Source organism: Pirellulales bacterium (genome assembly GCA_036499395.1).
In the GTDB taxonomy this organism is placed as follows: domain Bacteria; phylum Planctomycetota; class Planctomycetia; order Pirellulales; family JACPPG01; genus JACPPG01.
The window spans coordinates 24,691-47,367 of record DASYDW010000001.1; the positions used below are offsets into that span (position 1 = coordinate 24,691).

General features: G+C 59.5%; 19 protein-coding genes. 10 read left to right on the forward strand and 9 right to left on the reverse strand.

Going from position 1 to position 22,677, the window contains the following annotated elements; genetic code table 11:
- The first annotated feature begins 46 nt into the window (after positions 1–46).
- On the forward strand, positions 47–1,297 hold the full coding sequence (locus tag VGN12_00100) for an FAD-binding oxidoreductase (protein ID HEY4307823.1): 1,251 nt from the start codon (positions 47–49) through the stop codon (positions 1,295–1,297).
- Positions 1,291–2,667, forward strand: coding sequence for a (Fe-S)-binding protein (locus VGN12_00105; protein ID HEY4307824.1), 1,377 nt, complete (start codon positions 1,291–1,293; stop codon positions 2,665–2,667). Before VGN12_00100 ends, VGN12_00105 begins: the two co-directional genes overlap by 7 nt.
- Before the next feature lie 24 nt (positions 2,668–2,691).
- Here the strand turns inward: VGN12_00105 and VGN12_00110 are convergent, their stop codons facing one another.
- The 8 genes from VGN12_00110 to VGN12_00145 form a co-directional block, all read right to left on the reverse strand.
- Positions 2,692–3,648, reverse strand: a complete 957-nt coding sequence (locus VGN12_00110) for a serine/threonine-protein kinase (GenBank protein ID HEY4307825.1) — start codon at positions 3,646–3,648, stop codon at positions 2,692–2,694.
- Positions 3,649–3,944: 296 nt separating this feature from the next.
- On the reverse strand, positions 3,945–4,892 hold the full coding sequence (locus VGN12_00115; protein ID HEY4307826.1) for an ABC transporter permease: 948 nt from the start codon (positions 4,890–4,892) through the stop codon (positions 3,945–3,947).
- Positions 4,889–6,553: a sugar ABC transporter ATP-binding protein gene (locus VGN12_00120; GenBank protein ID HEY4307827.1), complete on the reverse strand. Its 1,665-nt coding sequence runs from the start codon at positions 6,551–6,553 to the stop codon at positions 4,889–4,891. Before VGN12_00120 ends, VGN12_00115 begins: the two co-directional genes overlap by 4 nt.
- A gap of 7 nt (positions 6,554–6,560) precedes the next feature.
- Positions 6,561–7,361, reverse strand: a complete 801-nt coding sequence (locus VGN12_00125; protein ID HEY4307828.1) for a hypothetical protein — start codon at positions 7,359–7,361, stop codon at positions 6,561–6,563.
- Between the two features lie 40 nt (positions 7,362–7,401).
- Positions 7,402–8,406, reverse strand: a complete 1,005-nt coding sequence (locus tag VGN12_00130; protein HEY4307829.1) for a sugar-binding protein — start codon at positions 8,404–8,406, stop codon at positions 7,402–7,404.
- A 50-nt stretch (positions 8,407–8,456) separates the two neighbouring features.
- Entirely contained in the window at positions 8,457–9,503 is a 1,047-nt protein-coding gene (locus VGN12_00135; GenBank protein HEY4307830.1) for a ThiF family adenylyltransferase, read from the reverse strand.
- Positions 9,504–9,558: 55 nt separating this feature from the next.
- Positions 9,559–10,290 (reverse strand): creatininase family protein, encoded by a 732-nt coding sequence (locus tag VGN12_00140; protein ID HEY4307831.1) that lies wholly within the window; start codon positions 10,288–10,290, stop codon positions 9,559–9,561.
- Positions 10,291–10,374: 84 nt separating this feature from the next.
- Positions 10,375–10,758 (reverse strand): STAS domain-containing protein, encoded by a 384-nt coding sequence (locus tag VGN12_00145; protein ID HEY4307832.1) that lies wholly within the window; start codon positions 10,756–10,758, stop codon positions 10,375–10,377.
- Between the two features lie 332 nt (positions 10,759–11,090).
- On the opposite strand from VGN12_00145, the gene VGN12_00150 reads away from it, so the two are divergent.
- Positions 11,091–11,270 carry a hypothetical protein gene (locus VGN12_00150; GenBank protein HEY4307833.1) on the forward strand — a complete coding sequence of 60 codons (180 nt, stop codon included), beginning with the start codon at positions 11,091–11,093 and terminating at the stop codon, positions 11,268–11,270.
- Positions 11,271–11,322: 52 nt separating this feature from the next.
- Here VGN12_00150 and VGN12_00155 read toward each other — a convergent pair whose 3' ends face one another.
- Positions 11,323–12,264 (reverse strand): SDR family oxidoreductase, encoded by a 942-nt coding sequence (locus VGN12_00155; GenBank protein HEY4307834.1) that lies wholly within the window; start codon positions 12,262–12,264, stop codon positions 11,323–11,325.
- A 254-nt stretch (positions 12,265–12,518) separates the two neighbouring features.
- Here VGN12_00155 and VGN12_00160 point away from each other — a divergent pair, with 254 nt between their 5' ends.
- The 7 genes from VGN12_00160 (at position 12,519) to VGN12_00190 (ending at position 22,663) form a co-directional block, all read left to right on the forward strand.
- Positions 12,519–13,337: a hypothetical protein gene (locus VGN12_00160; protein ID HEY4307835.1), complete on the forward strand. Its 819-nt coding sequence runs from the start codon at positions 12,519–12,521 to the stop codon at positions 13,335–13,337.
- Between the two features lie 283 nt (positions 13,338–13,620).
- Positions 13,621–14,586 carry a PmoA family protein gene (locus VGN12_00165; protein HEY4307836.1) on the forward strand — a complete coding sequence of 322 codons (966 nt, stop codon included), beginning with the start codon at positions 13,621–13,623 and terminating at the stop codon, positions 14,584–14,586.
- Positions 14,587–14,930: 344 nt separating this feature from the next.
- Entirely contained in the window at positions 14,931–15,227 is a 297-nt protein-coding gene (locus tag VGN12_00170; GenBank protein ID HEY4307837.1) for a hypothetical protein, read from the forward strand.
- 178 nt (positions 15,228–15,405) lie between these two features.
- The gene (locus VGN12_00175) at positions 15,406–15,609 is read left to right on the forward strand and encodes a carbon storage regulator (GenBank protein ID HEY4307838.1); all 204 of its coding nucleotides are present in this window, start codon (positions 15,406–15,408) and stop codon (positions 15,607–15,609) included.
- 582 nt (positions 15,610–16,191) lie between these two features.
- Positions 16,192–17,490, forward strand: coding sequence for a DUF1501 domain-containing protein (locus VGN12_00180; GenBank protein HEY4307839.1), 1,299 nt, complete (start codon positions 16,192–16,194; stop codon positions 17,488–17,490).
- A gap of 108 nt (positions 17,491–17,598) precedes the next feature.
- Positions 17,599–20,121 carry a PPC domain-containing protein gene (locus tag VGN12_00185; protein ID HEY4307840.1) on the forward strand — a complete coding sequence of 841 codons (2,523 nt, stop codon included), beginning with the start codon at positions 17,599–17,601 and terminating at the stop codon, positions 20,119–20,121.
- Between the two features lie 79 nt (positions 20,122–20,200).
- Entirely contained in the window at positions 20,201–22,663 is a 2,463-nt protein-coding gene (locus tag VGN12_00190; GenBank protein HEY4307841.1) for a DUF1549 domain-containing protein, read from the forward strand.
- Positions 22,664–22,677: the final 14 nt, after the last annotated feature.

Below are 22,677 nucleotides of genomic sequence, written 5' to 3' on the forward strand. Positions count from 1 at the left end.
AACTGGCCTCATCTGCCGGTGGAAGAATTGTGATTCGGAGTTGAAATTGAGCGTAGTCGCCGGAAATCTGCCGCTTGTCGAAACCTTTCTCCCTGCCAGCCAGCAGGAAATGGTTGAGGTTATTTCGCGCGCCACGGCTGACTCCACACCCATCTACCCCATTGGCGCTGGTACGGGTCTGTCGATTGGACTGCCATCGCGCAAACAAGGCTGGGGGCTGGCGACGACCAATCTCACGCAGGTGATCGATTTCCCGGCTCGGGACATGACGATCACGGTCGAGTCAGGCATCACGATGCAGGCCCTGGACACAGAGCTAGCCGCGCAAGGGCAGCGCCTACCCATCGACGTACCGCAACGGGCCACGGCCACGCTGGGCGGAGTCGTGGCCACGGCCACAAGCGGACCCCGCCGTTTCGGTCAGGGTACCATCCGCGACTACGTCATCGGCATTACCGCCGTCGACGGACGCGGCGTCTCGTTCAAAGCCGGCGGCCGTGTGGTAAAGAACGTTGCCGGCTATGACTTCTGTAAACTGCTGACCGGCTCGCGCGGTTCATTGGCCGTGATTACACAACTCACGCTGAAATTGCGCCCCGTCGCTGAGGCGACCGCCTTTGTCGTTTGCGACATCGGCGAGTTCGAAGCGGCCGAACCATTGATGGCCGCCCTTGGCACTTCGCGCACCGCGCCGGTAGCTATCGAGCTATTGGCGGGCCCCGAATGGGAGCATGACGCAGCGCTCGGTTCCATTACCTCGAGCATCCGTGCCCGGCTGGTGGTTGGGTTCGAAGGAACACCACCCGAGGTCGACTGGCAGAAAGCACAATTGTTGCGTGAATGGCGCGACCTGGGTGCGCGCGAAACCCGCGTCGTCGAAGGCTCGGCCGGCGACGCGCTTTGGTCCCGCCTGGCGGAATTCCCAACGGGCGATGAACCGGCGCTAGTCGTCAAGGCATCAATACAATCCAGTGCTGTCGCCAGATTTTTGCAAACTGCTGCTACGCTAGACGGCAAATGCTCGCTGCAGGCGCACGCCGGTAACGGCATTGTGTATGTGAAATTCCAGGAATTTTCGGCCGCGGACGCCTTGAACGTGCTCGTGCGCGGGCTGCAACCCGCCGCTGTGAAAGCGGGCGGACATGCCACGGTTTATTCTTGTGCCTCGGGAATCGAGCTGACGCATCAGGCCGTCTGGGGGCCTCGGACAAGTGACACTGCGCTGATGGCGGCCGTGAAAAAACAATTAGACCCACATGGCCTGTTCAACCCAGGCTTGGCGATATTCTCATGTTGACCGAACCGACCGAATCCACAGATGCCGCCAGCGCGTCGCCGACAACGACCGACGCTGTTGCCGCGCCGGCAAATACTTCTACGGCAGCGCGACCGGGTGAAGGAATCGATTACGGACTGTTCCTCGATTGCGTCCATTGCGGACTATGTACTTCAGCATGCCCGACGTACTTGGAACTTGGCAACGAAAACGACAGCCCACGCGGTCGCATCTACCTGATGCGGTCGGTCACCGACGGTCGCCTGCCCCTGACAACCGAAGTTCGCCGGCACCTGGAATTGTGCCTCGACTGTCGGGCTTGCGAAACGGCGTGCCCCTCCGGCGTGCAGTATGGCAAGTTGATCGAGCCCTTCCGCGTCGCGATGGAGGAGCAAGCAGACGGGCCGCGCAGGAGCGAGGACTGGTTCCATCGCTACATTCTGTTCGGCTTGTTCACACACCCGGATCGCATGCGCCGCATGCTGATTCCCGCGCGGATTGCCCAGCGGCTGGGACTTACGGCGCTGGCAGAAAAAACAGGGCTAACACGGCTATTGCCACCACGCCTGCGGCGCTTGGTCGAAATGCTGCCGCCGCCGCAACGCCCTGGTCCGGCATTGCCGACACTGCTACCGGCGATCGGCAAACGGCGTGCGCGCGTGGCGCTGTTCACCGGCTGTGTCGCGGACGTGATGTTTCGCCCCACACATTGGGCCACGGCCCGCGTGCTACAACAAAATGGCTGCGACGTCCTGGTACCGCAAAACCAGGTCTGCTGCGGGGCAATTCATTTCCATGCCGGTTCGAGCGAGCCGGCCCGCGAGCTTGCCGATGCCAATCTAACGGCGTTCGACCATCGCAACGTGGACGCGATCCTGGTGAACGTGGCTGGTTGCGGAGCGATGTTGAAGGATTACGGCCATCACTGGCATGACGCACGCCAGGGCGAACGGGCCGAATTCGCCGCCAAGATCAAGGATGTCAGCGAGTTTCTCGACACACTGGGACTCATTCCGCCGGAAGGCGAAATCCCACTGGTGGCGACTTATCACGATGCTTGCCACCTGGGTCATGCCCAGAAAGTGCGCGAGGCGCCGCGACGGATCCTGTCGCAAATCCCCGGATTGAAGCTGGTTGACCTGCCCGAGACTGAAGTCTGTTGCGGCGCCGCGGGCACTTACAACCTGACCGAACCCGAGATGTCGGCGCGTCTCAGCCGGCGGAAGCTCGACAACATTCTCAAGACGGGCAGTCGCGTCGTGCTTACCGGCAATGCCGGCTGCTTGCTGCAAATCATGCGTGAGGCACGTAGTCGCGACGAACGGCTATTGGTAGCGCACCCGATGGATCTGCTCGACTTGAGCTATCAGGGAAAACAGCCACAGCTATAAGCAGTCGGCAAATTCAGTAGCCCCTTATGCGTCGCGCGCAACAAATTCGCCGAAGTGTTGAATTTCGAGCGAGATCAGCTCAGGCAGTATCTCTTCGGGTGACTGCGGCCGGCGGAACGGATCTTTCGCCAATAAGCCGTGTACCAGTTGTGCGACGCCCGATGAAATCTGCGGTGCGATTTCGCGCAGCGGTATAACTTTCTCCGCGCGGTGGGCCGCGATCAATTCGGCAGTATCGGTAAAATCAAACGGAAGCCGGCCGCTCAGCATTTCGTAGAGCATGACTCCCAAGCTATAGAGATCGCTGCGAATATCCGGCCGCCCGGTCGATAGCAGCACCTCGGGCGCCATGTACCACGGCGTACCGACGATTTCCCGCAAAAGCGTTTGATCTTCGTCCATGGGCCGACGTGCCAGCCCCAGGTCGACCAGCGTCGCATGCCCGGCCTGCGAGACCATGACATTCGCGGGCTTCACATCGGCATGCATCCAACCGGCGCGATCGAGCGCGGCAAGCGCTTCGGCGAGCTGCCGGGCAATCCAGAGAGCGAGTGGCGTCGCAATCGGCGCGGCGCCGGTCTCGGCGAGCACCGTGGAGAGCGCGCGTCCTTCCAGCCATGGCATTACTAGGTAGTACGGCGCTCGCGTGGTCTGCGCATCAAGCACGACGACCACATGCGGACTAGCAATCGCACGGCCAACGCGACCTTCACGGCGCAACAGGCCAATTGCCCGTGCATCCCCCTCGTATTCGGGCTTGAGAACCTTGACCGCATAATTGGCCAGCGCATCAAAACTGCAATCGGCTGGCTTGGCACGAAAGACCCGGCAGAACTCACCGCTGCCAGCTTCGTCAACCAACACCCACGGACCAAGCCGGTCAGGACGCGGTGAGTCTGCGGCGCGCGGCGTCGCGACCGCGCCCGGAATTCGCGGCGCGCGCAAAGCGCGGGGCTCAGCGGCTCGCAGGCCTCTTGCCATTTCGATCTATCGCAGTGAAGACTTTGATCGACGGTCCGAGCGGATCGTCGCGGCGGGGAATTCGCGGAAAGGTGCGGCGCAGGCTCAATCAGGTGGGATTGGAATGCCTAACCTAACAATCGGCGATCGGCGCAGATAAGTTTCGCACTCGCGGAGAAGATGCCCGTGACAGCGACTTTGACGACGCTATCGTCGTCGGATGATTGTTCGACTGCCATGAAATCATGCACTGCGCGAACTTCGGGCAGCAGCTACGGCACGGCATCGGGCACCCACGCAATGCAGAAAGGTCGCGCCTATTTCTTGCGCACACCGCCGCGGCGAAGGCCTTCATCGACCAGTGCGCCAATCAACAGTGCCACGCCGATCACCGTGTATTCAAGTTCCGACGGAACTCCCCACATTTTTGTAAAGTTTGGCAAGATCCAGAGAATGGCCGTGCCAATTATGATACCCAGCACGTTCCCCTCACCCCCGCGCAAGCTGCATCCCCCGAGCACAGCCCCGGCGATGGCGTACAGCTCGAAGAAGCTGCCGGTTTCCGTCGGCTGAACGGAGTTCTGCTCCATCAAGAACAGAATGCTGAACAGCGCCGCCAGCACCGAGCAAAGCACGTAGGCCAGGATCCGATATCGATCGACGGCAATGCCCGAATAGCGGGCCGCCTGCTCGTTGCTCCCCACAGCGAACAGATATCGGCCGGCAACGCTCATGTGCAGGAACACCGTGGCGACGGCAGCGAGTCCCAAAAAAATCACGAGCGACATGGGCAAGCCCAAGACGTCGCGGCTGTCCGAGAGCCAATACTTAAGTGACTCATAGTCAGTGCCGAGCCCTTTGACCTGGTCGCGCGATAGCCAACGCGCAGCGCCGCGGTAGACGAAGAGTCCGCACAGCGTAACGACAAACGCTTGAATCCGCAGTTTCGTGACTAATAGACCGTTCGTCAGTCCGATCACGGCACCCAGCGCCAGGACCACCAGAACCGCCAACAGCGGATTCCAGTGATAGTCAACCAGCAGCATGGCCATCACCGTGGCGCACAGACCAATGGTGGAACCGATCGACAGATCGATGCCGTCGGAAATAATCAGCATGCCAGCCCCCAGGCTGATGATGCCGTATAGCCCTATGCGCCGGCCGAGATTGATGTGGTTGTACAGGCTGCGCGCGCCGGGATCGGCCATCAGCAACAGCAGGTAGATCCCCAATAAGAACAGGGCCAGGCCCAAGCACTTCTTCATACGCCTTGCTCTCCGCCCGTCGCCAAAGTCATAACGGCTTGCTCCGACAACTGATGCCTCGCAAGCGCGCCGGCAAGTTCGCCATCGTGCATGACCAGCACCCGGTCGCTCATGCCCAGGATTTCTTCCAGATCGCTCGAAATCATCAAAATGCCCACCCCCGTTCCGGTCAGCTCGTCCATCAGCGCGTAAATTTCTCGCTTTGCCCCGACGTCGACGCCGCGAGTCGGTTCGTCCAGAATCAGTAACTTCGGCTGCCGAGCGAGCCATTTGGCCAGCACAACCTTCTGCTGGTTGCCGCCGCTGAGCATGCCAACTGGCTTATCGATCGATGAGGTACGCACCGAAAGCCGCTCGCACATTCGATTGGCGAGCGAGCGTTCCTCACCGCGGCGAATGATCCCTAGCCTGCTGAGAAACTCCAGCGACGCCAGGCTGATGTTGCGCCGCACGGAATAGTCGAGCAGCAGACCTTGCGTGCGGCGATCTTCAGGCACAAGAAACAGCCCGGCCTTGATAGCATCATTCGGATCGCGCACGTCGACCTTTTGGCCCGCGATCACGATGCTGCCCGCGATTGGACGGCGAATGCCAAAAAGTGCCTCAGCCAGCTCGGTTCGCCCCGCCCCGACCAGGCCCGCCAGACCGACGATTTCGCCGGGTGCGATCTGAAATTCGATCGGCCGCCGTTGCGATGCCGTGACTTGGAAACCATTCACCGCGAGCGCGGAAGCAATCGCACGTTCAGCCTTCTCCGTCTTATTCCTCTCCCTCTGGGAGAGGCCAGGTGAGGGCTTCGCCGTATCAGCCTCGACATTATCCGACGCGTCAACCGGTGCGTGAGCTCCCACAACTGGTCGATGGCTGCGAACGAAAAACTGCTTGAGTTCGCGGCCAATCATCAACCGCACAAGCGATGCGTGATTGATGTCGCCGCGCGCCAATTCACCCGCGTTTCGCCCGTCGCGCAGCACCGTTACCCGATCAGCAATCTCTTGCACCTCGGGCAATCGATGCGAAATATACAGAATCCCGACTCCCGAGCGGCGCAAGTCGTCAATCACGGCGAACAGCCGCTCGGTATCTTGAGCCGATAGACTCGACGTCGGCTCGTCCATGATTAGCACACGAGACGACATGCTCAGCGAGCGCGCGATCTCGACCAATTGCTGCTGCCCGATGGACAAGCGGCTCACAAGTTCATGCGGGTTAGCAGCCAACCCTACGCGACGGGTGATCTTCTCCGCGTCGGCATATATCCGGCGATCGAGCAATCGCAACGGCCCGGCATAGCGCGGCTCGCGTCCCAGAAAAATATTGCCGGCCACGTCCAAGCTTTCCGCCAGGTTCAGCTCTTGATGAATGAGCATGACACCGGCGGCTTGTGCTTCCTGAACTGAACCCAATCGCACGGTGTGCCCATCAATCTGAATCTCGCCAGCGTCAGGCGTGTAAATCCCGCCCAGGATCTTCATCAGCGTCGACTTGCCGGCGCCGTTCTCACCGACAATGCACAGGACTTCGCCCGCGCGCAATTCAAGCTGCACGTCATCCAGTGCTTTGATGCCAGGGAAGGTTTTGCTGATGTGCCGCGCCGTTAATAACGGCGCGGCCGAAAAGCCGGTTGGCAAGGCTTCAGTGTCAGGCGAATGCGTGGGCATAAGCCCATCATAATAGCAGTGCCTCGCCCGTTATAGGATTTTGGAGCACTGTCCGGTCAGCCACTTTCGGACTTCCAGTTACGGCTATCCGATATCCGCAAAAGCGTATGACAAGAAGTGTTCCGACCATGAAGAGCGCCGTCATTCCCATTACGGCGACGACAATCCAGCCCTCGAATACGTACAAAGGTAACGCGACGATAGCCATCAGGGGAGCCGCGACAAATAGACGCCGTCCGACCTCACGCCCCAGGCACAGCCACAGCGACAAAAACACTTCGGCGACGCACACGACACAAAACGCCGCCAATTCATCGCCATTTAGATCTTTTGGGAGGCTCCGCAGCGCCGCCAAGATGATCGCGATAAGCAAGATCAACAAGAACAAACCCTTGATGGAAATCTTCCATAGAAGCCAACCACCCGCGCCCTCGACCGGCCGAACGAGAATCTGCAATCCGGCTCGACGTAGCATCAGGGCACCGGACGCACATGCGATGGCTGGCATCGCAAACAGCATTCCAGAAGCTATCACCGCACGCACGAAATGGTATTCGTGTGTCGTGGTCCAACCAAAGACGGTCCATCCTATCGCCAGCGCGCTAGCGCCGGCGCGAATCGGGATAGGCGAGTTTCCCAGCACCACCCAGATGCCCAATAAAGACGCTTGCGACAGTCCCCATGCCGAGTAAACCACAACCCCAACCTTTGCGGGGTCGTGAAAAGAAACTATCAAAGGCGCGCCGCCAAGCGCAACAGAAAACAGAACGAGTAAGCATTGAACGGTCCGGCGTGTGCGCGGCAGCATGACTCGACCTGTCGGTCGGATTGAATTCGCGTCCGTCGACTCAGCCCGCCTTCAGATGCTTCAGCTCGTCCCAAAACGCACGGACATTTTTGCTAGTGATTTCGCGATGCGGAATGAAGAGTATCCCGTCCTCGGGGACAACGCTCTTGTCGCCGCGTGCCACCCCGGCCAGGATCTTGATCGCCTGATAACCGAATTCGTACGGCTGCTGCACGATCGTCCCGAAGATCTCGCCGTCCTGTACCCCCTGCAGGGTTTCCTCATTTTCGTCGAAGCCGACGATCTTCACTTTGCCTGCCAAATTCGCCCCCTTCACGGCCGAAAGCATCGCGGGCGGGTTGTAGGCCCACAATCCGACCAGGCAGAGCTTGTCGGGCTCGTTGCCGTGCTTTACTAGCGTGTCCTCGACATTAGCCTTGCACTTATCCTGCTTGGCATCGTCGGTCATCGTGTCGATGAGCGTGTAGGCGCCAAGTTCCGGCCCTTTGGCATCTTTCGTGCCGGCCAACTCATCGAGAACTCCTTGTCGGCGCTCGATCGCGTTTTGCGCATCCATCTTACCGACATAGATCACGATCTTGCCGCCGTCAGGCATGCATTCGCGCACCAACTTGCCGGCGGCCTTGCCTGCGATGTAATTCTCGGTGCCGATGTAGCACAGCCGGCCGCTGCCTGGTGGCAGGTCGCTATCCTGGGTCACCAAGGGGACGCTGGCCGCCACGCCATTCAAATACCGTGCTTGGTTGGCGGAATCATTCGGACTAATCGCGATTCCCTGCACACCCTTGGCCAGCAGGTCTTCGATAATCGAACGCTGCTCAGCGGCCGTGCCCCGGGGGGGCATCTGGAAGTCGACCGTGACATCGAAATCCTTGGCCGCCTTCTCCGTGCCGCGTCGCGCAATGGTCCAGAACTCGAACGGGTTGTTCGTCACGAACGCAACGACCGGTTTTCCATCCTTTGGCTTGTCAACTTTTGCGCCACCGCAACCAGCAACTACGAACATCGAAAGGACACATACAACCTGGCAAAAAATGCGCTGCATGGACGTAGGCTCTTCGTGGTTTGGTGGGCAATGCGCCGCGACTCTCTTTGTCACGCGCCGATGTACTTCGCATGGACGGTGCGGGCCGTAGAAATGTCGTCAGTTCCGCCGACAATTGTGCGTCCGTCGGGGAAGATCGTCAAAACATAGTCGTCGACGGTCAGCCGCAGCAAGAAGGCATTTTGCGTCACACGCCCCACACTTGCCAGCTTTTCCGCGAGCGTAGCCAACGAGAGCTGCTGCCGTACCGGGGGCGTCAGTTGCACGGCATTCCGGCCGCAAAGGACCGCACTAAGGCTGCCGCGCTCGCCCGAAAGCCAAGGGTATTGGCCATGGTGACAGGTCGGGCAGTCGGCCGTTTCGCGCATTTTGTCGAGGCGCACCTGACGGATCTGGTTTTCCCAAAGATCGATCACCAGCAAGTTCCGCTGCACCGCCGCGCGATTACCCGACAGGATCTTGAGCGCTTCGTTGGCCTCGATCGAGGCAATTACACCGATGATCGGCGCCAGGATCCCGGCCGTATCGCAGGTCGGCGCCGTGCCGGCGTCCGGCGGCTCGGACATCACGCAGCGAAAGCAGGGCGTCTCGCCAGGCAGAATCGTCATCGTCTGCCCCTCGGCTCCCAAGCATCCGCCATAAACCCATGGAATGCCGAGCTTCACCGCCGCGTCGTTGATGAGAAATCGGGTCTCGAAATTGTCAGTGCCGTCGACGATGCAATCGATGCCGGCACATAAGGACTCGATATTTTGGTAGTCAACGTCGACGACCAACGGCTCGATCTCGACTTGCGAATTGATTCGCCGCAACTTGTTGGCCGCCGCGATCGCCTTCGGCAACTCGGCCCGCAGATCGTCTTCGTCGAACAAGACCTGCCGCTGCAGGTTGTTCAGTTCGAGGAAATCGCGGTCAACCAGGCGAACGTTTCCCACGCCGGCTCGCACGAGCGTATTGGCAATTACGGATCCAAGCGCCCCGCAGCCGCATACCAGCGCACGCGACGACAGCAATCGGCGCTGCCCCTCGTCCCCTAGGGGAGCGAACCGACTCTGGCGCACATATCGAGCAAGATCAGGTTCGTCCGGATTCGGCATGCTCGTCCGTCACACGCGTGTAAGCAGCGGAGATTGAATTTGGCGGTGATCAGCTCTAGGGATGATAGGGGGGCGTCGGGTTTACGCGTCGCCCTTCGATCATGTCCTGCAAGTAATCCGCGACACGCGGGATTATGCGGTCCCAAAACCCTTGACCGGTTGACGCTTTCGACAACGAAGGCGTCGGATCTTCCTGGTCAGCCCACATGTCTTGTCGCACGTTCTCGGGAAACGCAGCCAGCCCCAGACTGGTTTCGAACTCTTGCGCGTGCCCTGGCATGTCGTCCGGTATGCGATGTCCGCCGGTCAGCAGATCGCTTGCATCCGTCGCGGTCAGCACATCCCAGTACGACAAAAAGTGTAAATTGGCTGGCACGATACGCTGAAACTGCTCCCAAATCCCACGACACGGCGCGACGTTGCCGCCATGGCCATTCAGGACCAGTATGTGATGGAAACCGGCCCGCGACATACTCTCGATCATGTCGTTCACCACGGCCAGAAACGTGCCGGGGCGCAGGCTGAGCGTGCCCGGATGTTTCATGTGATGTTCGCTGACTCCGGACATCAGGCCCTGAGCGACGAGCACCTTAGGACGTAACCGTTCGGCCACGTTCACTGCGACGTGGACGGCGCTGCGCCAGTCGTGCTCCATGGCCAGGTGCTCGAGATGTTGCTCGGTGGCAGCCACGGGAATGATGCAGGCCTGTAACTCGCCCGATCGCATGCGCTCGCGAAATTCGCGGCGCGTCAATTTGCCAAGTAGCACGTCGCTGGGTTTGCTCATCCGCTCTCACTTCGTCGTACCAAAAGTCCAACCGCTATTTCTCCGCAACCGTTGATTCCGCTGATGCGCTAAGTCGCCTCGGCGTTAACCACCGGCCGGCTCTTTCCCCTTCTCGAAGAACGACGCCACGGCCTCTGACTCGGACTCGAAGATTTCGAACAACGTGCCGTCGAGACGAGTTACGCGGAATAGTTCTCGCAGTTCCTTATTCATGCACAGCTTAACCCGGCCTCCTTGGGCGCGCACGCGCCGCTCAAGGCGGATCAGGCCACCGATTGCTTCGGACGAATACCGGCTCACCTGTTTCAGCGAAACGACCACGTTCGTGGGCTTTTCTTTCTGGGCGTATTCAACCAAATCGTCGGCCAGGTCGTTGATCAAGTTCCGGCCGACAATTTCTTGCTCGCGCGGCTGAATCAGTGCGACCGGGCCGAGCTGTTTGACGCTAAAACTCTTGAAATCCGCCATAGGATGCTCGTCGAGACGTTGTCAGGCGCGATGCCAGACAATAGATGTGGGTTAGCCCGTGGCACATTATACCTGGCACGTCGGCGGTCCGTTACCGGGGGCAAGCGGTACAAATCACGCGATACCAATAACGGAAGTTTGACTCGTCAAGGTCCGCGCGACCGAAAGTCTTTCGCCGCGTGCGGCGGTTTCTTGCCTGTCGGAAGATCGCCACTCGCGGCGACGCCGCAAAGATGTCAGGGCAGAGGGGATTTCGCCCCGCCGATCATCGGCTAAGATAAGCACGATTCGAGGCGGGCACGGTACAGTCTTTAACCTGAGCGAGGTCGACGATGGGAGCGAATCGGGGAGGAATTGCAGCTCGTGAGCGGCGGCGCCGGCGGCGCCGGAATGAAATCGGCATCGAGCGTGCCGCAGAGCGCAAAGCCGCGGGAGTCGCACCCAAGAAGCCAGCCGCGAAGAAGGCCGTCGTCAAGAAGGCTCCCAAGAAGGCAACGAAGGCAGTTGAATAGGACAAACTCCTCCCCGCCGTGGAGTCGCGGGCGGGCGGTCGTTCCCACTTAGCTATTTCAGTACGGCAGCGTCGCGATAATAGGCGATCGTGCGCCGCAGACCTTCCTCGAACTCGACCTGCGGCTCGTAGCCGAGTGCTCGACGGGCCTCGCTGATATCGGCCAGGCTTTCACGCACGTCGCCCGTGCGCGGCGGCTTGAAAACGGGCTCCACGTCCGTGCCCAGGTACTCGTTCAAAAGCTCGATCAACTTCAGCAGGTTCGTCGAGCGGCCGTTGGCCACGTTAAACACTCGCCCGCTGACCCCCTTTGCGTCGGCGGCCAGTAGGTTGCCGTGTACAACGTTGCCAACAAAGGTGAAATCGCGAGATTGCCCGCCGTCGCCGTAAACCACGGGGCTGCGGCCTGCCAGCATCGATGTAACAAAGAGTGGGATCACCGCCGAGTAAGGGCTATTGGGATCCTGCCGCGGACCAAAGACATTGAAATACCGCAGGGTCACGGTTTCGATTCCGAAACTGTGCGCGAACGCCTGGCAATAGAATTCGGCGGATAGCTTGGCGGCTGCGTAGGGGGACAATGGCCCGGGCAGGTCGCTTTCGCGTTTCGAACTGGCCAGCTTGTCCCCGTAGGCGCTACTGCTGCCGGCATAAACCACGCGGCGAACCCCCGCCTTGCGCGCGGCGTCCAACAGGACTACGGTTCCCGTCACGCACGCGGCATTGGTATCGAGTGGGGTTTCGAGACTGCGCGGGACGCTGGCCAGCGCAGCCTCGTGAAAGATGCACTCTACTCCGGCGACCGCCCGAGCCACGGCCGCCGGATCGGTCAGGTCTCCTTCGTGCAACTCGACGCGCGAGTCGCTTGGGATATTCTTCCGGTGCCCTGTACAGAAATTATCGAGAATGCGCACCCGATCGCCGCGTGCCAGCAATGCCGCGACAATGTGCGAACCGACAAAGCCCGCGCCGCCTGTTACTAAGAATGTTCGCATATTCCCATCGTTGCTTAGGGACGGTGTTTTTCGGAATTACCGCTAGCATACCGGAGCGACGCCTGACCCACGGACCGAAGACAGGACGTACCATCCGCTGCCTAGAGCTTGTTGGAACACTAGCTTAACCGGCAACTGCCGACGCTGAACCGCCCATGCTGTCTCGGAAACTGGAATTTACAGCCGTCCGAGGGTCGATTATTCTCCCCACCCGGGAAAAATGGGCAAGCGTACACTAGCGGCGAGGCCTGACCATGCGACGCCTGATTGGATTTACGACGTGGGCCATGCTGGCCGTTGTTCTGACCGCCGGAATCGCACAGGCCGAAGACTTCCATGTCGACAGCCGGGTCTACAAAGTCGGCGAAACCAAGCCGCTGATCGAAACGACCACGCTATTCTACAAGGGAGTGACGTACGACTTCCTCAAGGATCCGCAGGAAAATCGCGATCCCGAGGTGACGATCTTCGACGCTCCACGCGAGCGGTTCGTAGTCCTCGACCCAGAACGTAAGATCACCACCGAAGTGAAGCTCAACGACGTGCAGGATTTCATCCGCAAAGTCCGGATCGAAGCGGCGGCCAGCCCGAATCCGTTGTTGAACTTCCTCTCGAATCCCACGTTCACCGAAAAGGAAACCGACGAGGGGGAGCTGGAGTTCACCAGCTCGTGGATGATCTATCGATTGAAGACCATCGCCGCAAAGTCGGACGAAGTCGCACGACAGTACGGCGATTTCTCGCACTGGCACAGCCAATTAAACGTCATGATCAACCCGCAGACGCTGCCACCGTTTGGCCGGATGGCCGTCAGTGAGCAGTTGGAGCAGCGAAAGCTGCTGCCGACGGACATCTACATGACGATTTCCCCCAAGGGACCGCAGCCCAAGCTGATTATTCGGGCCGAGCATCGCTTCCAGTACACCATGATCGAACGCGACCGGCAGATGGTCGATGAAGCGCAGCGGCAAATGAAGCTTTTCCGTCAGGTAACGCTGGCCGAATACAACGAACGCCTGAAAGAGGCCCCGGCCGACTCGAAGCAGGCCAAGGGAAAATCGACGAGGAAGTAGCGTGCCTGTCGGTGCGCATCAGCCGGAGCACCGTCGCCCGGCACAGGCCTGGCCCTGGCTGGCCGGGAACTAAAGCATTTCGGCCCGGCCGCCTGAGGGTGTATTCTCGCAATTCGGGGTTCCCGCCCCGCCCGCCCGTCACTCCACGGCGGGGGCATCCTGGGCTCTGGCATCGCCGTGTGGCGCAAGTTACGATGCGCGGGCGCCCTCTGGCTGACGCCCGGCGTGCGCTGGCCTGCCGTATCATGCCCCGCCCTGCCCTGATTTTCCGAGGAGTCTCGCGATGCCTCTTTGCCGTCCGCTTTTCGTAATAGCCACCCTGCTGATCGCAACGACATCGCTAGTTGCGTCAGCATTTGCCGGTGACATCGCGGTCGAGAAGTTCGACGGGGGCGTACATGTCACGCTCGACGGCAAGCCATTCACCGATTACCTGATCCATAACGGTCCAAAGCCAATTCTGTGGCCGATCATCGGTCCCGGTGGACACGAAATGACTCGCAACTACCCTATGAAAATGGTGCAAACCGAGAAGCGTGACCATCCGCATCATCGCTCGCTGTGGTTCACGCATGGCAGCGTTAATGGTATCGACTTCTGGAGCGAAACGCCCGCCACCGGTAAGCAGATCCATCGAGATTTCTTGAAGTGCGAGGCCGCGGATGGCAAGGCCACGATAAGTACCTCGAACGACTGGGTCAGCTATGACGGCAAGAAACAACTCGAGGACATCCGCACGGTTACCCTCAGCGGTGACGCCGATCGTCGCGTGATCGATTTCGACATTACGCTCAAGGCCAGCGAGGGCCCTGTTCGCTTTGGCGATACCAAAGAAGGGACGATGGGGTTGCGGGTTCCGACGGCACTCGACGCCCGGCAACTCGGTACGCGCGGCGAAATCGTCAATAGTGAAGGCATCAAGGACGCCAAGACCTGGGGTAAACAAGCGCCGTGGGTCGACTATCACGGTGTCATCGACGGCGATCCGGTCGGCATCGCGATCTTGAATCATCCCAGCAGCTTCCGTTTCCCCACGTACTGGCACGTACGCGACTACGGCCTGTTCGCGGCAAACCCCTTCGGCCTGCACGATTTTCACGGCTCGAAGGATGAGAAAGAGGGAGAATTCACGCTGCCGCAAGGGGAATCGATCACCCTGCGTTATCGCTTCCTGTTCCATCGCGGCAACGAGAGCGATGGTGGTGTCGCCAAGGCCTTTGAAGCCTATTCGCAAGAGGCGCGGCCGTAACCAATAACGGCGAACGTCAACCGTCACGCATTTCCGTGCCACCGCATGCTCGTATGCACGCGCCGTGTTACGAAATGCGTGCCCATGCACCGCATTTCGCTGTGCCCGCAATCCTTATGTGTTCTTGATGAGGGGAAGCTGGCACGTGCTCTTTTGCGCCGCGGCACCTATAGGATTCGATAAAGTGGTCACATTCTGTCCAAATCGCGCATAACTCCCAAAGAATGAACACCCTATTTTGCCGATAGCAATATCTGTCACCAAGTCTGCCAACCTACCAGACCGCGTCGTCCATCCCGTTTTGTCCAGATGGCCAACGCCGAGCTAGGAGCACATAACCAATCATGGCGTGTACCGCACCGCGGATCGACACGTTAGACGACTTACGAAGATTTGTCAGCCAAACCATTTGCGATCACGAACAACTTGAAGCAGACGCCTATGTGATGACAGAGCTGGTACTGACGAAGTCGGGTTTGCCATGCGGCCGTTACTACTGCCTGCATGGTCCCCGGGCGACGAAGTACTCCGCAATTTGGGTTAGCGACCGCAATACCGTGCTGTTCTACGACTCCACGGGCGAGCGATTTTTGAAGGCCGAACTTGAAGAGGCTCACCGCCTCGAACTTTCGGCCGCTTAGGCAGTTGCGTGCGTCTGTTTGCCGAAAGCCCTGAGGCGAGGAGGCCCCTGGCTGTAAGCGACATCCGCGCCATTCGATTCCTTGAAAATCGACGGCGCGTCACGATCGGCGGCATTGACATGCCACGCCGGTTATTATACATACGTACACCATCATCACCGACACGGAGGTTGTCGCCATGCTCGTCCTGTCGCGCCGCGAAAATGAACGCATAAAACTTGGAGACTCGATCGTCGTCACGGTCGTGCGAGTCAGCCGAGATAAAGTCCGCCTTGGCATCGAGGCCCCCGCCGATATGTTGGTTCTCCGCGAGGAACTAGAGACGGCGGCGAATGCTGCGTTAAAAGCAAGCGACGAGAAAATCGAAGGCGCGAGTTGTTAAAGCTCACTTTAGGTCCGCACGATTTGCCGCATTCTGCCGAAATGCCGGCGAATTCCGCTTAAACCTGATGTGATCCTTCACCTGTGTGAATACAGGCAGCGCCTTTTAAACTAAAGCCGGGCCGCAGTTTTCTGCGGCCCGGCTTTTTTTATTTTACGCGCACTCCCCTGCGTACAGAGCTGTCCGGTCGCTCACCGCTCGACTATCTAGCTCAGGCGGATTCTGGCTCTCGCGCTTTCTCTCCATGCGAGTTTTTGTTTGGGGGCGTTACTCGCGTTTCCAAATAATCACCTCATGAACGCATCATCAAATCTACATATTTTCATATTTTGGCCCAAATCGTTGACAACTGGACGATCGCTCTGCTACGCTTTTTGCGGGGAAATGCCCATTGCTGGCACGCCCCCGCAGCCCACCGCCTGGATGCCCGGCTCGCCTTTTGCACACCTGCGACCGGTCTCAGGCTTGTCACACCTGATTGAGTCAAAAAACGAGCGAATCGCCCTGCGGTTCAGAGAGAGGTCGATCGGATGCGACCTTGCTGGCCGTCCTGGGACCACGGATTTTCTAGGAGATCACTCGATGTTTAGACTTCGCACTGGTCGTCGTGGATTCCTTGCCGTCGGCGCTGCCGGAATGGGCTTGTCCTTGCCCGGACTGCTCCGCGTCCGACAAGCTCAAGCCGAGCAGAAGAACTACGAGCACATCTCGGCGAAAGCCCAGAGCGTGATTCACATCTTCTTGCCCGGCGGAATGGCGCATCAGGAATCGTTCGATCCGAAGCCCTATGCACCGATCGAATACCGCGGCGAACTAAGCTCAGTCGCGACGAAAATCCCCGGGCATCATTTTTCGGAATCGCTGCCGAAGACGGCCGAGATCGCCGACAAGATCACCGTCATCCGCTCGATGACCCACGGCGAAGCCGCCCACGAGCGTGGCACGCACAACATGTTCACCGGCTACAAGCCCTCGCCGGCGCTGGTCTTCCCCAGCATGGGCAGCGTGGTCAGCCACGAATACGGTCCTCGCAATAACCTACCTCCTTACGTCTGCATTCCCAATCAGCTCAACGAATTCGCGGGGACCGGCTATCTGAGTTCGTCGTATGCTCCCTTCGGATTAGGATCCGATCCCGCCGTGAAGGGCTTTCAGGTTCGCGATCTGAACATGGCCGGCGGCGTTGACGAGATTCGCTTCGATCGTCGCAAGTCGGCGTTGGCCGCCGTGAACGACTACTTCCATGCGAAGGAGAAGTCCGACGCCATCACGGCCATGGACACGTTCTACGATCGGGCCTACAGCTTGATTAGTTCCAAAGAAGCCCGCGAGGCGTTCAACATCGATGCCGAACCGGATGCCATCCGCGACGAATATGGCCGCCACGAGGCGGGCCAACGGATGTTGATGGCCCGCCGTCTGGTCACGGCCGGCGTGCGGTTCGTCGCGTTGACCTATTCCGGCTGGGACATGCACAACGGCATTGCCGCCGGCATGCGAGGTGCCTTGCCAGGCTTCGATCAGGGCTTCTCGACGCTTGTCCGCGACCTCGACCGGATGGGGAAGCTGGACGACACCTTGATCATGGTTTCGACCGAATTCGGCCGCACGCCGAAAATCAATGCCAACGCCGGACGCGACCACTGGCCCAAGGTGTTCAGCGTTGTGCTCGCAGGCGGTGGCGTTAAACGGGGAACGATCTACGGTTCTTCGAATGCCGTGGCCAGCGAGCCCGAGGACGACCCGATCGAGCCGCCAGATTTGGCGACCACGATCTATCATCAGTTGGGAATCGTGGCCGACAAAGAGCTCATGGCCCCCGGAAATCGTCCGATCGAAATCGTCGACGGCGGCCAGGTGCGCAAGGAACTGCTGGCTTAGTTCACAGGCGATTCACGCAGGCGGTTCTGCAGTGCTGAAGGCAGGCGCTGCGGAAGTCCATGCCTGATCGGGACCGGTCTCGCTCATACTCGTCAGAAGGTGCAAAACATGCGCAGTAGCATGACTCTGGTGCGATCACTCGCGAAATGCGGCGCGATGATCTTAATCGGCACAACAATCCTGGGCTCAATGGCGAAGGGCGCCAGCCCCAGCGTCGGATCAATCACGCCCGTCGGCGCCCAGCGCGGTGTTGAAACAGAAGTCAGTTTCAACGGTGCCCGCCTGGCTGACGCTCAAGAGATTCTCTTCTACTCGCCCGGTATCGAGGTAAAGAGCCTGGAGGCCGTGGACAACGCCGTGAAGGTGAAGCTCGCGATAGCTCCAGATTGCCGGATAGGGCAGCATGCTATGCGCGTTCGCACGGCCAGTGGCACAAGCGAATTACGAACTTTTTACGTCGGCGCCCTGCCCGAGGCGAAGGAAGCCGAGCCGAACAGTGACTTCGCCCAGCCGCAGAAGATTGAACTTGGCACCACAGTTAATGGAGTCGTTGAAAACGAGGACGTCGACTATTTCGTAGTCGAAGCGAAAAAGGGCGAACGTATTACGGCCGAAATCGAGGGCATCCGCCTCGGTTACACGTTCTTCGATCCCTATGTCGCGATCATCGACAAGCAGCGCTTCGAGTTGGCAAATTCCGACGACGCTGCCCTGGTCTGGCAAGATGGCGTCGCGGCCGTAGTCGCACCCGAAGATGGTGCATACATCATTCAGGTTCGCGAAACGGCCTACGGCGGCAACGGCTCGTGCATGTATCGGTTGCACGTGGGTCGGTTCCCGCGCCCTCGAGCGACGATTCCCGCCGGGGGCAAATACGGTGAAACCGTCGACGTCCGCTATCTGGGTGACGTGGCGGGCGAACGGACGCAACAACTGATTTTGCCCGCGGGACCCACTCAAAAGTTCGGCTTCTTTGCCCAGGATGAACAAGGCATCTCCCCGTCGCCGAATGTGTTCCGTCTCGGCGATCTGACAAACAAGCTCGAAGCCGAGCCGAACAACGACCCTGCGACGGCCACCGTCTGCGAAGCTCCCATGGCCTTGGCGGGCGTGATCTCGCAGCCCGGCGACGTTGATTGCTTTAAGTTCACGGCCAAAAAGGGACAGCAGTTCGACGTGCGCGTCTTGGCACGTGGCATTCGCTCGCCACTTGATCCGGTGCTGAACATCAATCGCATTGGCGGGGCGGGCGTGGCCGGCAACGACGACAGTGGCGGACCCGACAGTTACCTTCGCCTGGCCGTCCCCGAGGACGACGAGTACGTGCTTTACGTCCAGGATCACCTGAAGAAGGGGGGCGTCGACTATGCCTATCGTGTCGAGATCACTCCGGTCAAGCCACGGCTGGTGATGGGCCTGCCCGAGCGCTCGCAGTTTGTCGACATCACGATCGACGTGCCGCAGGGCAACCGGACGGCCGCGTTGGTAAGTGCCTCGCGTGCTGACTTCGGAGGCAACCTGGTCGTCGACGTAAAGGATCTACCGCCGGGCGTGACCATTCAAACCGACACGATGCCGGCCAATCAAACGATCGTGCCCGTTCTATTCACCGCTGCGGCGGACGCGCCTTTGGCCGGTCGCCTGGCTGATGTCGTTGGCAAGCATGAAGACCCGAACCAGAACATCGAGGGGCATCTCGAGCAAACGACCTCGATGGTCCGTGGCCAGAACAACATTAACGTCTGGACACATTCCGCAGAAAGAATGGCCGTCTCACTGACGCAGGCCGTCCCTTACTCGATCGAGATCATCCAGCCCAAGGTGCCGATCGTCCGCGACGGCTCGATGGATCTGAAGATCAAAGCGACGCGCAAGGAAGGTTTCACCACGCCGATCACGATCGCGATGCTCTATAACCCGCCCGGCATCGGCTCGCCCAGCTCGGTCGCGATTCCCGAAGGAAAAGACGAGGTCATTCTGCCTCTGACGGCGAACAGTGGCGCCGAAGTGCGTAACTGGAAGATTGCCGTCCTCGCGTCGTCCCAGGTCGGCAACGGGACCGTGCAGGTTTCCTCGCAATTGGCCGATCTGGAAATCGCCGAACCGTTCGTCGCTCTCGCCTACACGGCCGCGGCCGTTGAAAAAGGGAAAGAAACCGACGTCGTGATCGCAGTCACGAAGAACAAGGACTTCGACGGCAGCGCAAAGGTCGAATTGCTGGGCTTGCCGAACGAAGTTACCTCGGTGCCGGGCGAGATCAACAAGGACGCAAAAGAACTGTTGTTCCACGTCAAGACAACGGGCAATTCGCCGGCCGGCAAACACAAGACGTTGCTCTCGCGTGTAACGATCGTCGCTCAAGGCGAACCGATCACGCACATGATCGGCGGCGGCGAGCTCCGCGTTGACGAACCGTTGCCCCCCAAAGCGAACGAGCCAGCAGTTGCTGCAGCGGCCCCGATGCCGATGCCGGCAGCTGATAAGCCCTCCGAAAAGCGATTGACCCGCTTAGAGCAATTGCGTCTGGATCGTCAAAAGGCCAAAGAAGCCGCAAAGCAACAAGCCACTGGCGCAGCCGAGGCGGCTAAGCCGGCCGAAGCCACCGCAACGGACGCCAAGCCTGCCGGATAACTGATCTGGCACGCCGGCACAGTCCTAATTGTGATTCGAAATCGAAAGCGTTTGCAGGATGCCCCGCAGGAGACCGATCGTGACTGACATCGCCTATCGCACCGTGAACCGATGCTTTCTACACACCTTGATCGTGGGCACGGCATTGTGCATCGCACTTAGTGCAAACTCTGCATCGGCCGATGCGACCGTCGCTAAGATCGAGGTCTTCCCGCCCGACGTCGAGCTTTCCACAGCCCGCGATAGCCAGCGGATGATCGTCGTGGCGACGCGCACCGACGGCGTCACGCTCGACGTAACGGCGCAATCGCAATTCAAGCCGGCAAATCCAGCACTGGTTCGCTTCGATGGCGCGGTGGTGTACCCCGCGGCCGACGGCGAAACAACGCTCGAAGTGGTTTGTGCTGACAAGTCGTTGCAGGTTCCCGTCACGGTCAAGCAGGCCACGGTCGATCGCGCGATCAGCTTTAAGCTCGACGTGATGCCGGTCTTCATGCGATCCGGCTGTAATACGGGGAGTTGTCACGGAGCGGCCCGCGGCAAGGACGGCTTTCGCCTGTCGCTTTTCGGCTTCGATCCCGATGGGGACCATTTTCGGCTGACTCGCGAATTCAGCTATCGGCGTATCAACTTGGCTCTTCCCCAGGAAAGCCTGCTGATCGAAAAGGCTGTCGGCACGGTTCCGCACACGGGCGGCAAGCGATTCGACCTCGACAGCGCCTATGGGCAGACGCTCGTTCGCTGGCTTGATGCCGGCGCGCCGCTTGATGCTGGTGAAGTACCGAAGGTGTTGGCCGTGGAAGTTTACCCCCGACAAGTCGTACTCGAAGGCGAAGGGGCCACGCAGCAGTTCATCGCCCGGGCCAAGTATTCCGACGGTACCGATCGCGACGTCACGAATCTGGCCGTGTTCCTTACGAATAACGACAATTCCGCCCCGATCAATGCCGACGGCCTGGTCACGGCCGCCAAACGTGGCGAAGCGTTCGTCATGGCCCGCTTCGAGACGCACACTGTCGGCAGCCAGGTGCTGGTCCTACCGAAGGATTTGCAATACACCCCGCCGGCCACTCAACCGGCAAATTACATCGACGAGTTGGTCAACGCGAAGCTGCAAAAGCTGCGGATGCTCCCCAGCGAATTGTGCAGTGACGAAGTATTTTTGCGTCGGGCCACGGTCGATATCGCCGGCATACTGCCGACCGAGGCGGAGTACATCGAGTTTCTCGGTGACGGCGATCCGCAAAAGCGAGCCAAACTCGTTGATCGATTACTGCAGCGCAAAGAATTCTCTGAAATCTGGGGCATGAAATGGGCCGAGCTGCTGATGGTCAAAAGCACGATCGACGTCAGCTATAAGTCGATGTTCCTGTATTCGAACTGGCTCACCGAGCGCATCTCGAGCAACATGCCCTTGAACCTGATGGTGCAAGAGTTGCTCGGTGCCAACGGCGGCACATTCACGAACGCCGCTACGAACTATTACCAAATCGAACGCGATACGCTGAAGACGGCCGAGAACGTGGCCCAGGTCTTCATGGGCATTCGCACGCAATGTGCCCAATGCCACAACCATCCGTTCGATCGCTGGACGATGAACGACTACTACAGCTTCGCCGCGTTTTTCTCGCAAATTGGACGAAAGACCGGCGAGGACTACCGCGAGACGATCATCTTCAACACCGGCGGCGGCGAAGTGACGCATCCGGTGGGCGGGCGCGTCATGCCGCCGAAATTCCTGGGCGGCGCCGCGCCAGACACGGCCGGCCAGGATCGCCGCGTTGTTTTGGCCAAGTGGCTGGCCTCGCCCGAAAATCCGTACTTCGCCACCAGCGTCGCCAATCGCGTGTGGGCGCACTTCTTCGGCGTGGGCATTGTCGAGCCGATCGATGATGTTCGCGTCAGCAACCCAGCCAGCAATCCGGAATTGTTCCAGGCGCTCGGGGATCGCTTCACGCAGTACAACTACGACTTCAAGCAACTGGTACGCGATATCTGCAACTCGCAAACCTACCAGCGTTCCAGCCAAAAGAATGCCAGCAACGAGGCGGACGAATTGAATTTCGCCCATGCTCGCATCCGTCGCATTCGCGCAGAAAACTTGCTGGATTGTGTCAGCGAGGTCACCGAAACCAAGGATAAGTTCGGCGGACTTCCGTTGGGAGCGAAAGCCGTACAGATCGCCGACGGCAACGGCTCGACATACTTCCTGACGACCTTTGGCCGCTCGAATCGGGCCACAGTCGGCATCTGCGAAGTAAAAACCGATCCCACGCTGTCACAGTCACTGCATTTGCTTAACGGCGATACGGTCGAAACCAAGGTCCGCGACGGCGGCGCGATCAAGCGCATGCTCGAAGCCGGCCGGACCCCCGAGCAGATCATCGAGACGATTTACGTCCGCGCCCTTTCGCGCAAACCAACCCCTGACGAAACGCAAAAGCTGTTGGCCATCACGGCAGCTGAGCCTGCCCCGCAAAAGGGGCTGGAAGACGTCTTCTGGGCGGTGCTCAACTCGCGGGAATTCTTGTTCAACCATTAAACATCGAGCGTTCT

What these genes read in the sequence shown, in the direction of transcription:
- VGN12_00150 (HEY4307833.1), top strand. Translation starts at nt 11,091, where the DNA reads ATGGGAGCGAATCGGGGAGGAATTGCAGCTCGTGAGCGGCGGCGCCGG.
- VGN12_00175 (HEY4307838.1), top strand. Translation starts at nt 15,406, where the DNA reads ATGCTCGTCCTGTCGCGCCGCGAAAATGAACGCATAAAACTTGGAGAC.
- VGN12_00135 (HEY4307830.1), bottom strand. Translation starts at nt 9,503, where the DNA reads ATGCCGAATCCGGACGAACCTGATCTTGCTCGATATGTGCGCCAGAGT.
- VGN12_00105 (HEY4307824.1), top strand. Translation starts at nt 1,291, where the DNA reads ATGTTGACCGAACCGACCGAATCCACAGATGCCGCCAGCGCGTCGCCG.
- VGN12_00130 (HEY4307829.1), bottom strand. Translation starts at nt 8,406, where the DNA reads ATGCAGCGCATTTTTTGCCAGGTTGTATGTGTCCTTTCGATGTTCGTA.
- VGN12_00115 (HEY4307826.1), bottom strand. Translation starts at nt 4,892, where the DNA reads ATGAAGAAGTGCTTGGGCCTGGCCCTGTTCTTATTGGGGATCTACCTG.
- VGN12_00140 (HEY4307831.1), bottom strand. Translation starts at nt 10,290, where the DNA reads ATGAGCAAACCCAGCGACGTGCTACTTGGCAAATTGACGCGCCGCGAA.
- VGN12_00155 (HEY4307834.1), bottom strand. Translation starts at nt 12,264, where the DNA reads ATGCGAACATTCTTAGTAACAGGCGGCGCGGGCTTTGTCGGTTCGCAC.
- VGN12_00185 (HEY4307840.1), top strand. Translation starts at nt 17,599, where the DNA reads ATGCGCAGTAGCATGACTCTGGTGCGATCACTCGCGAAATGCGGCGCG.
- VGN12_00125 (HEY4307828.1), bottom strand. Translation starts at nt 7,361, where the DNA reads ATGCTGCCGCGCACACGCCGGACCGTTCAATGCTTACTCGTTCTGTTT.
- VGN12_00170 (HEY4307837.1), top strand. Translation starts at nt 14,931, where the DNA reads ATGGCGTGTACCGCACCGCGGATCGACACGTTAGACGACTTACGAAGA.
- VGN12_00120 (HEY4307827.1), bottom strand. Translation starts at nt 6,553, where the DNA reads ATGCCCACGCATTCGCCTGACACTGAAGCCTTGCCAACCGGCTTTTCG.
- VGN12_00145 (HEY4307832.1), bottom strand. Translation starts at nt 10,758, where the DNA reads ATGGCGGATTTCAAGAGTTTTAGCGTCAAACAGCTCGGCCCGGTCGCA.
- VGN12_00180 (HEY4307839.1), top strand. Translation starts at nt 16,192, where the DNA reads ATGTTTAGACTTCGCACTGGTCGTCGTGGATTCCTTGCCGTCGGCGCT.
- VGN12_00110 (HEY4307825.1), bottom strand. Translation starts at nt 3,648, where the DNA reads ATGGCAAGAGGCCTGCGAGCCGCTGAGCCCCGCGCTTTGCGCGCGCCG.
- VGN12_00160 (HEY4307835.1), top strand. Translation starts at nt 12,519, where the DNA reads ATGCGACGCCTGATTGGATTTACGACGTGGGCCATGCTGGCCGTTGTT.
- VGN12_00165 (HEY4307836.1), top strand. Translation starts at nt 13,621, where the DNA reads ATGCCTCTTTGCCGTCCGCTTTTCGTAATAGCCACCCTGCTGATCGCA.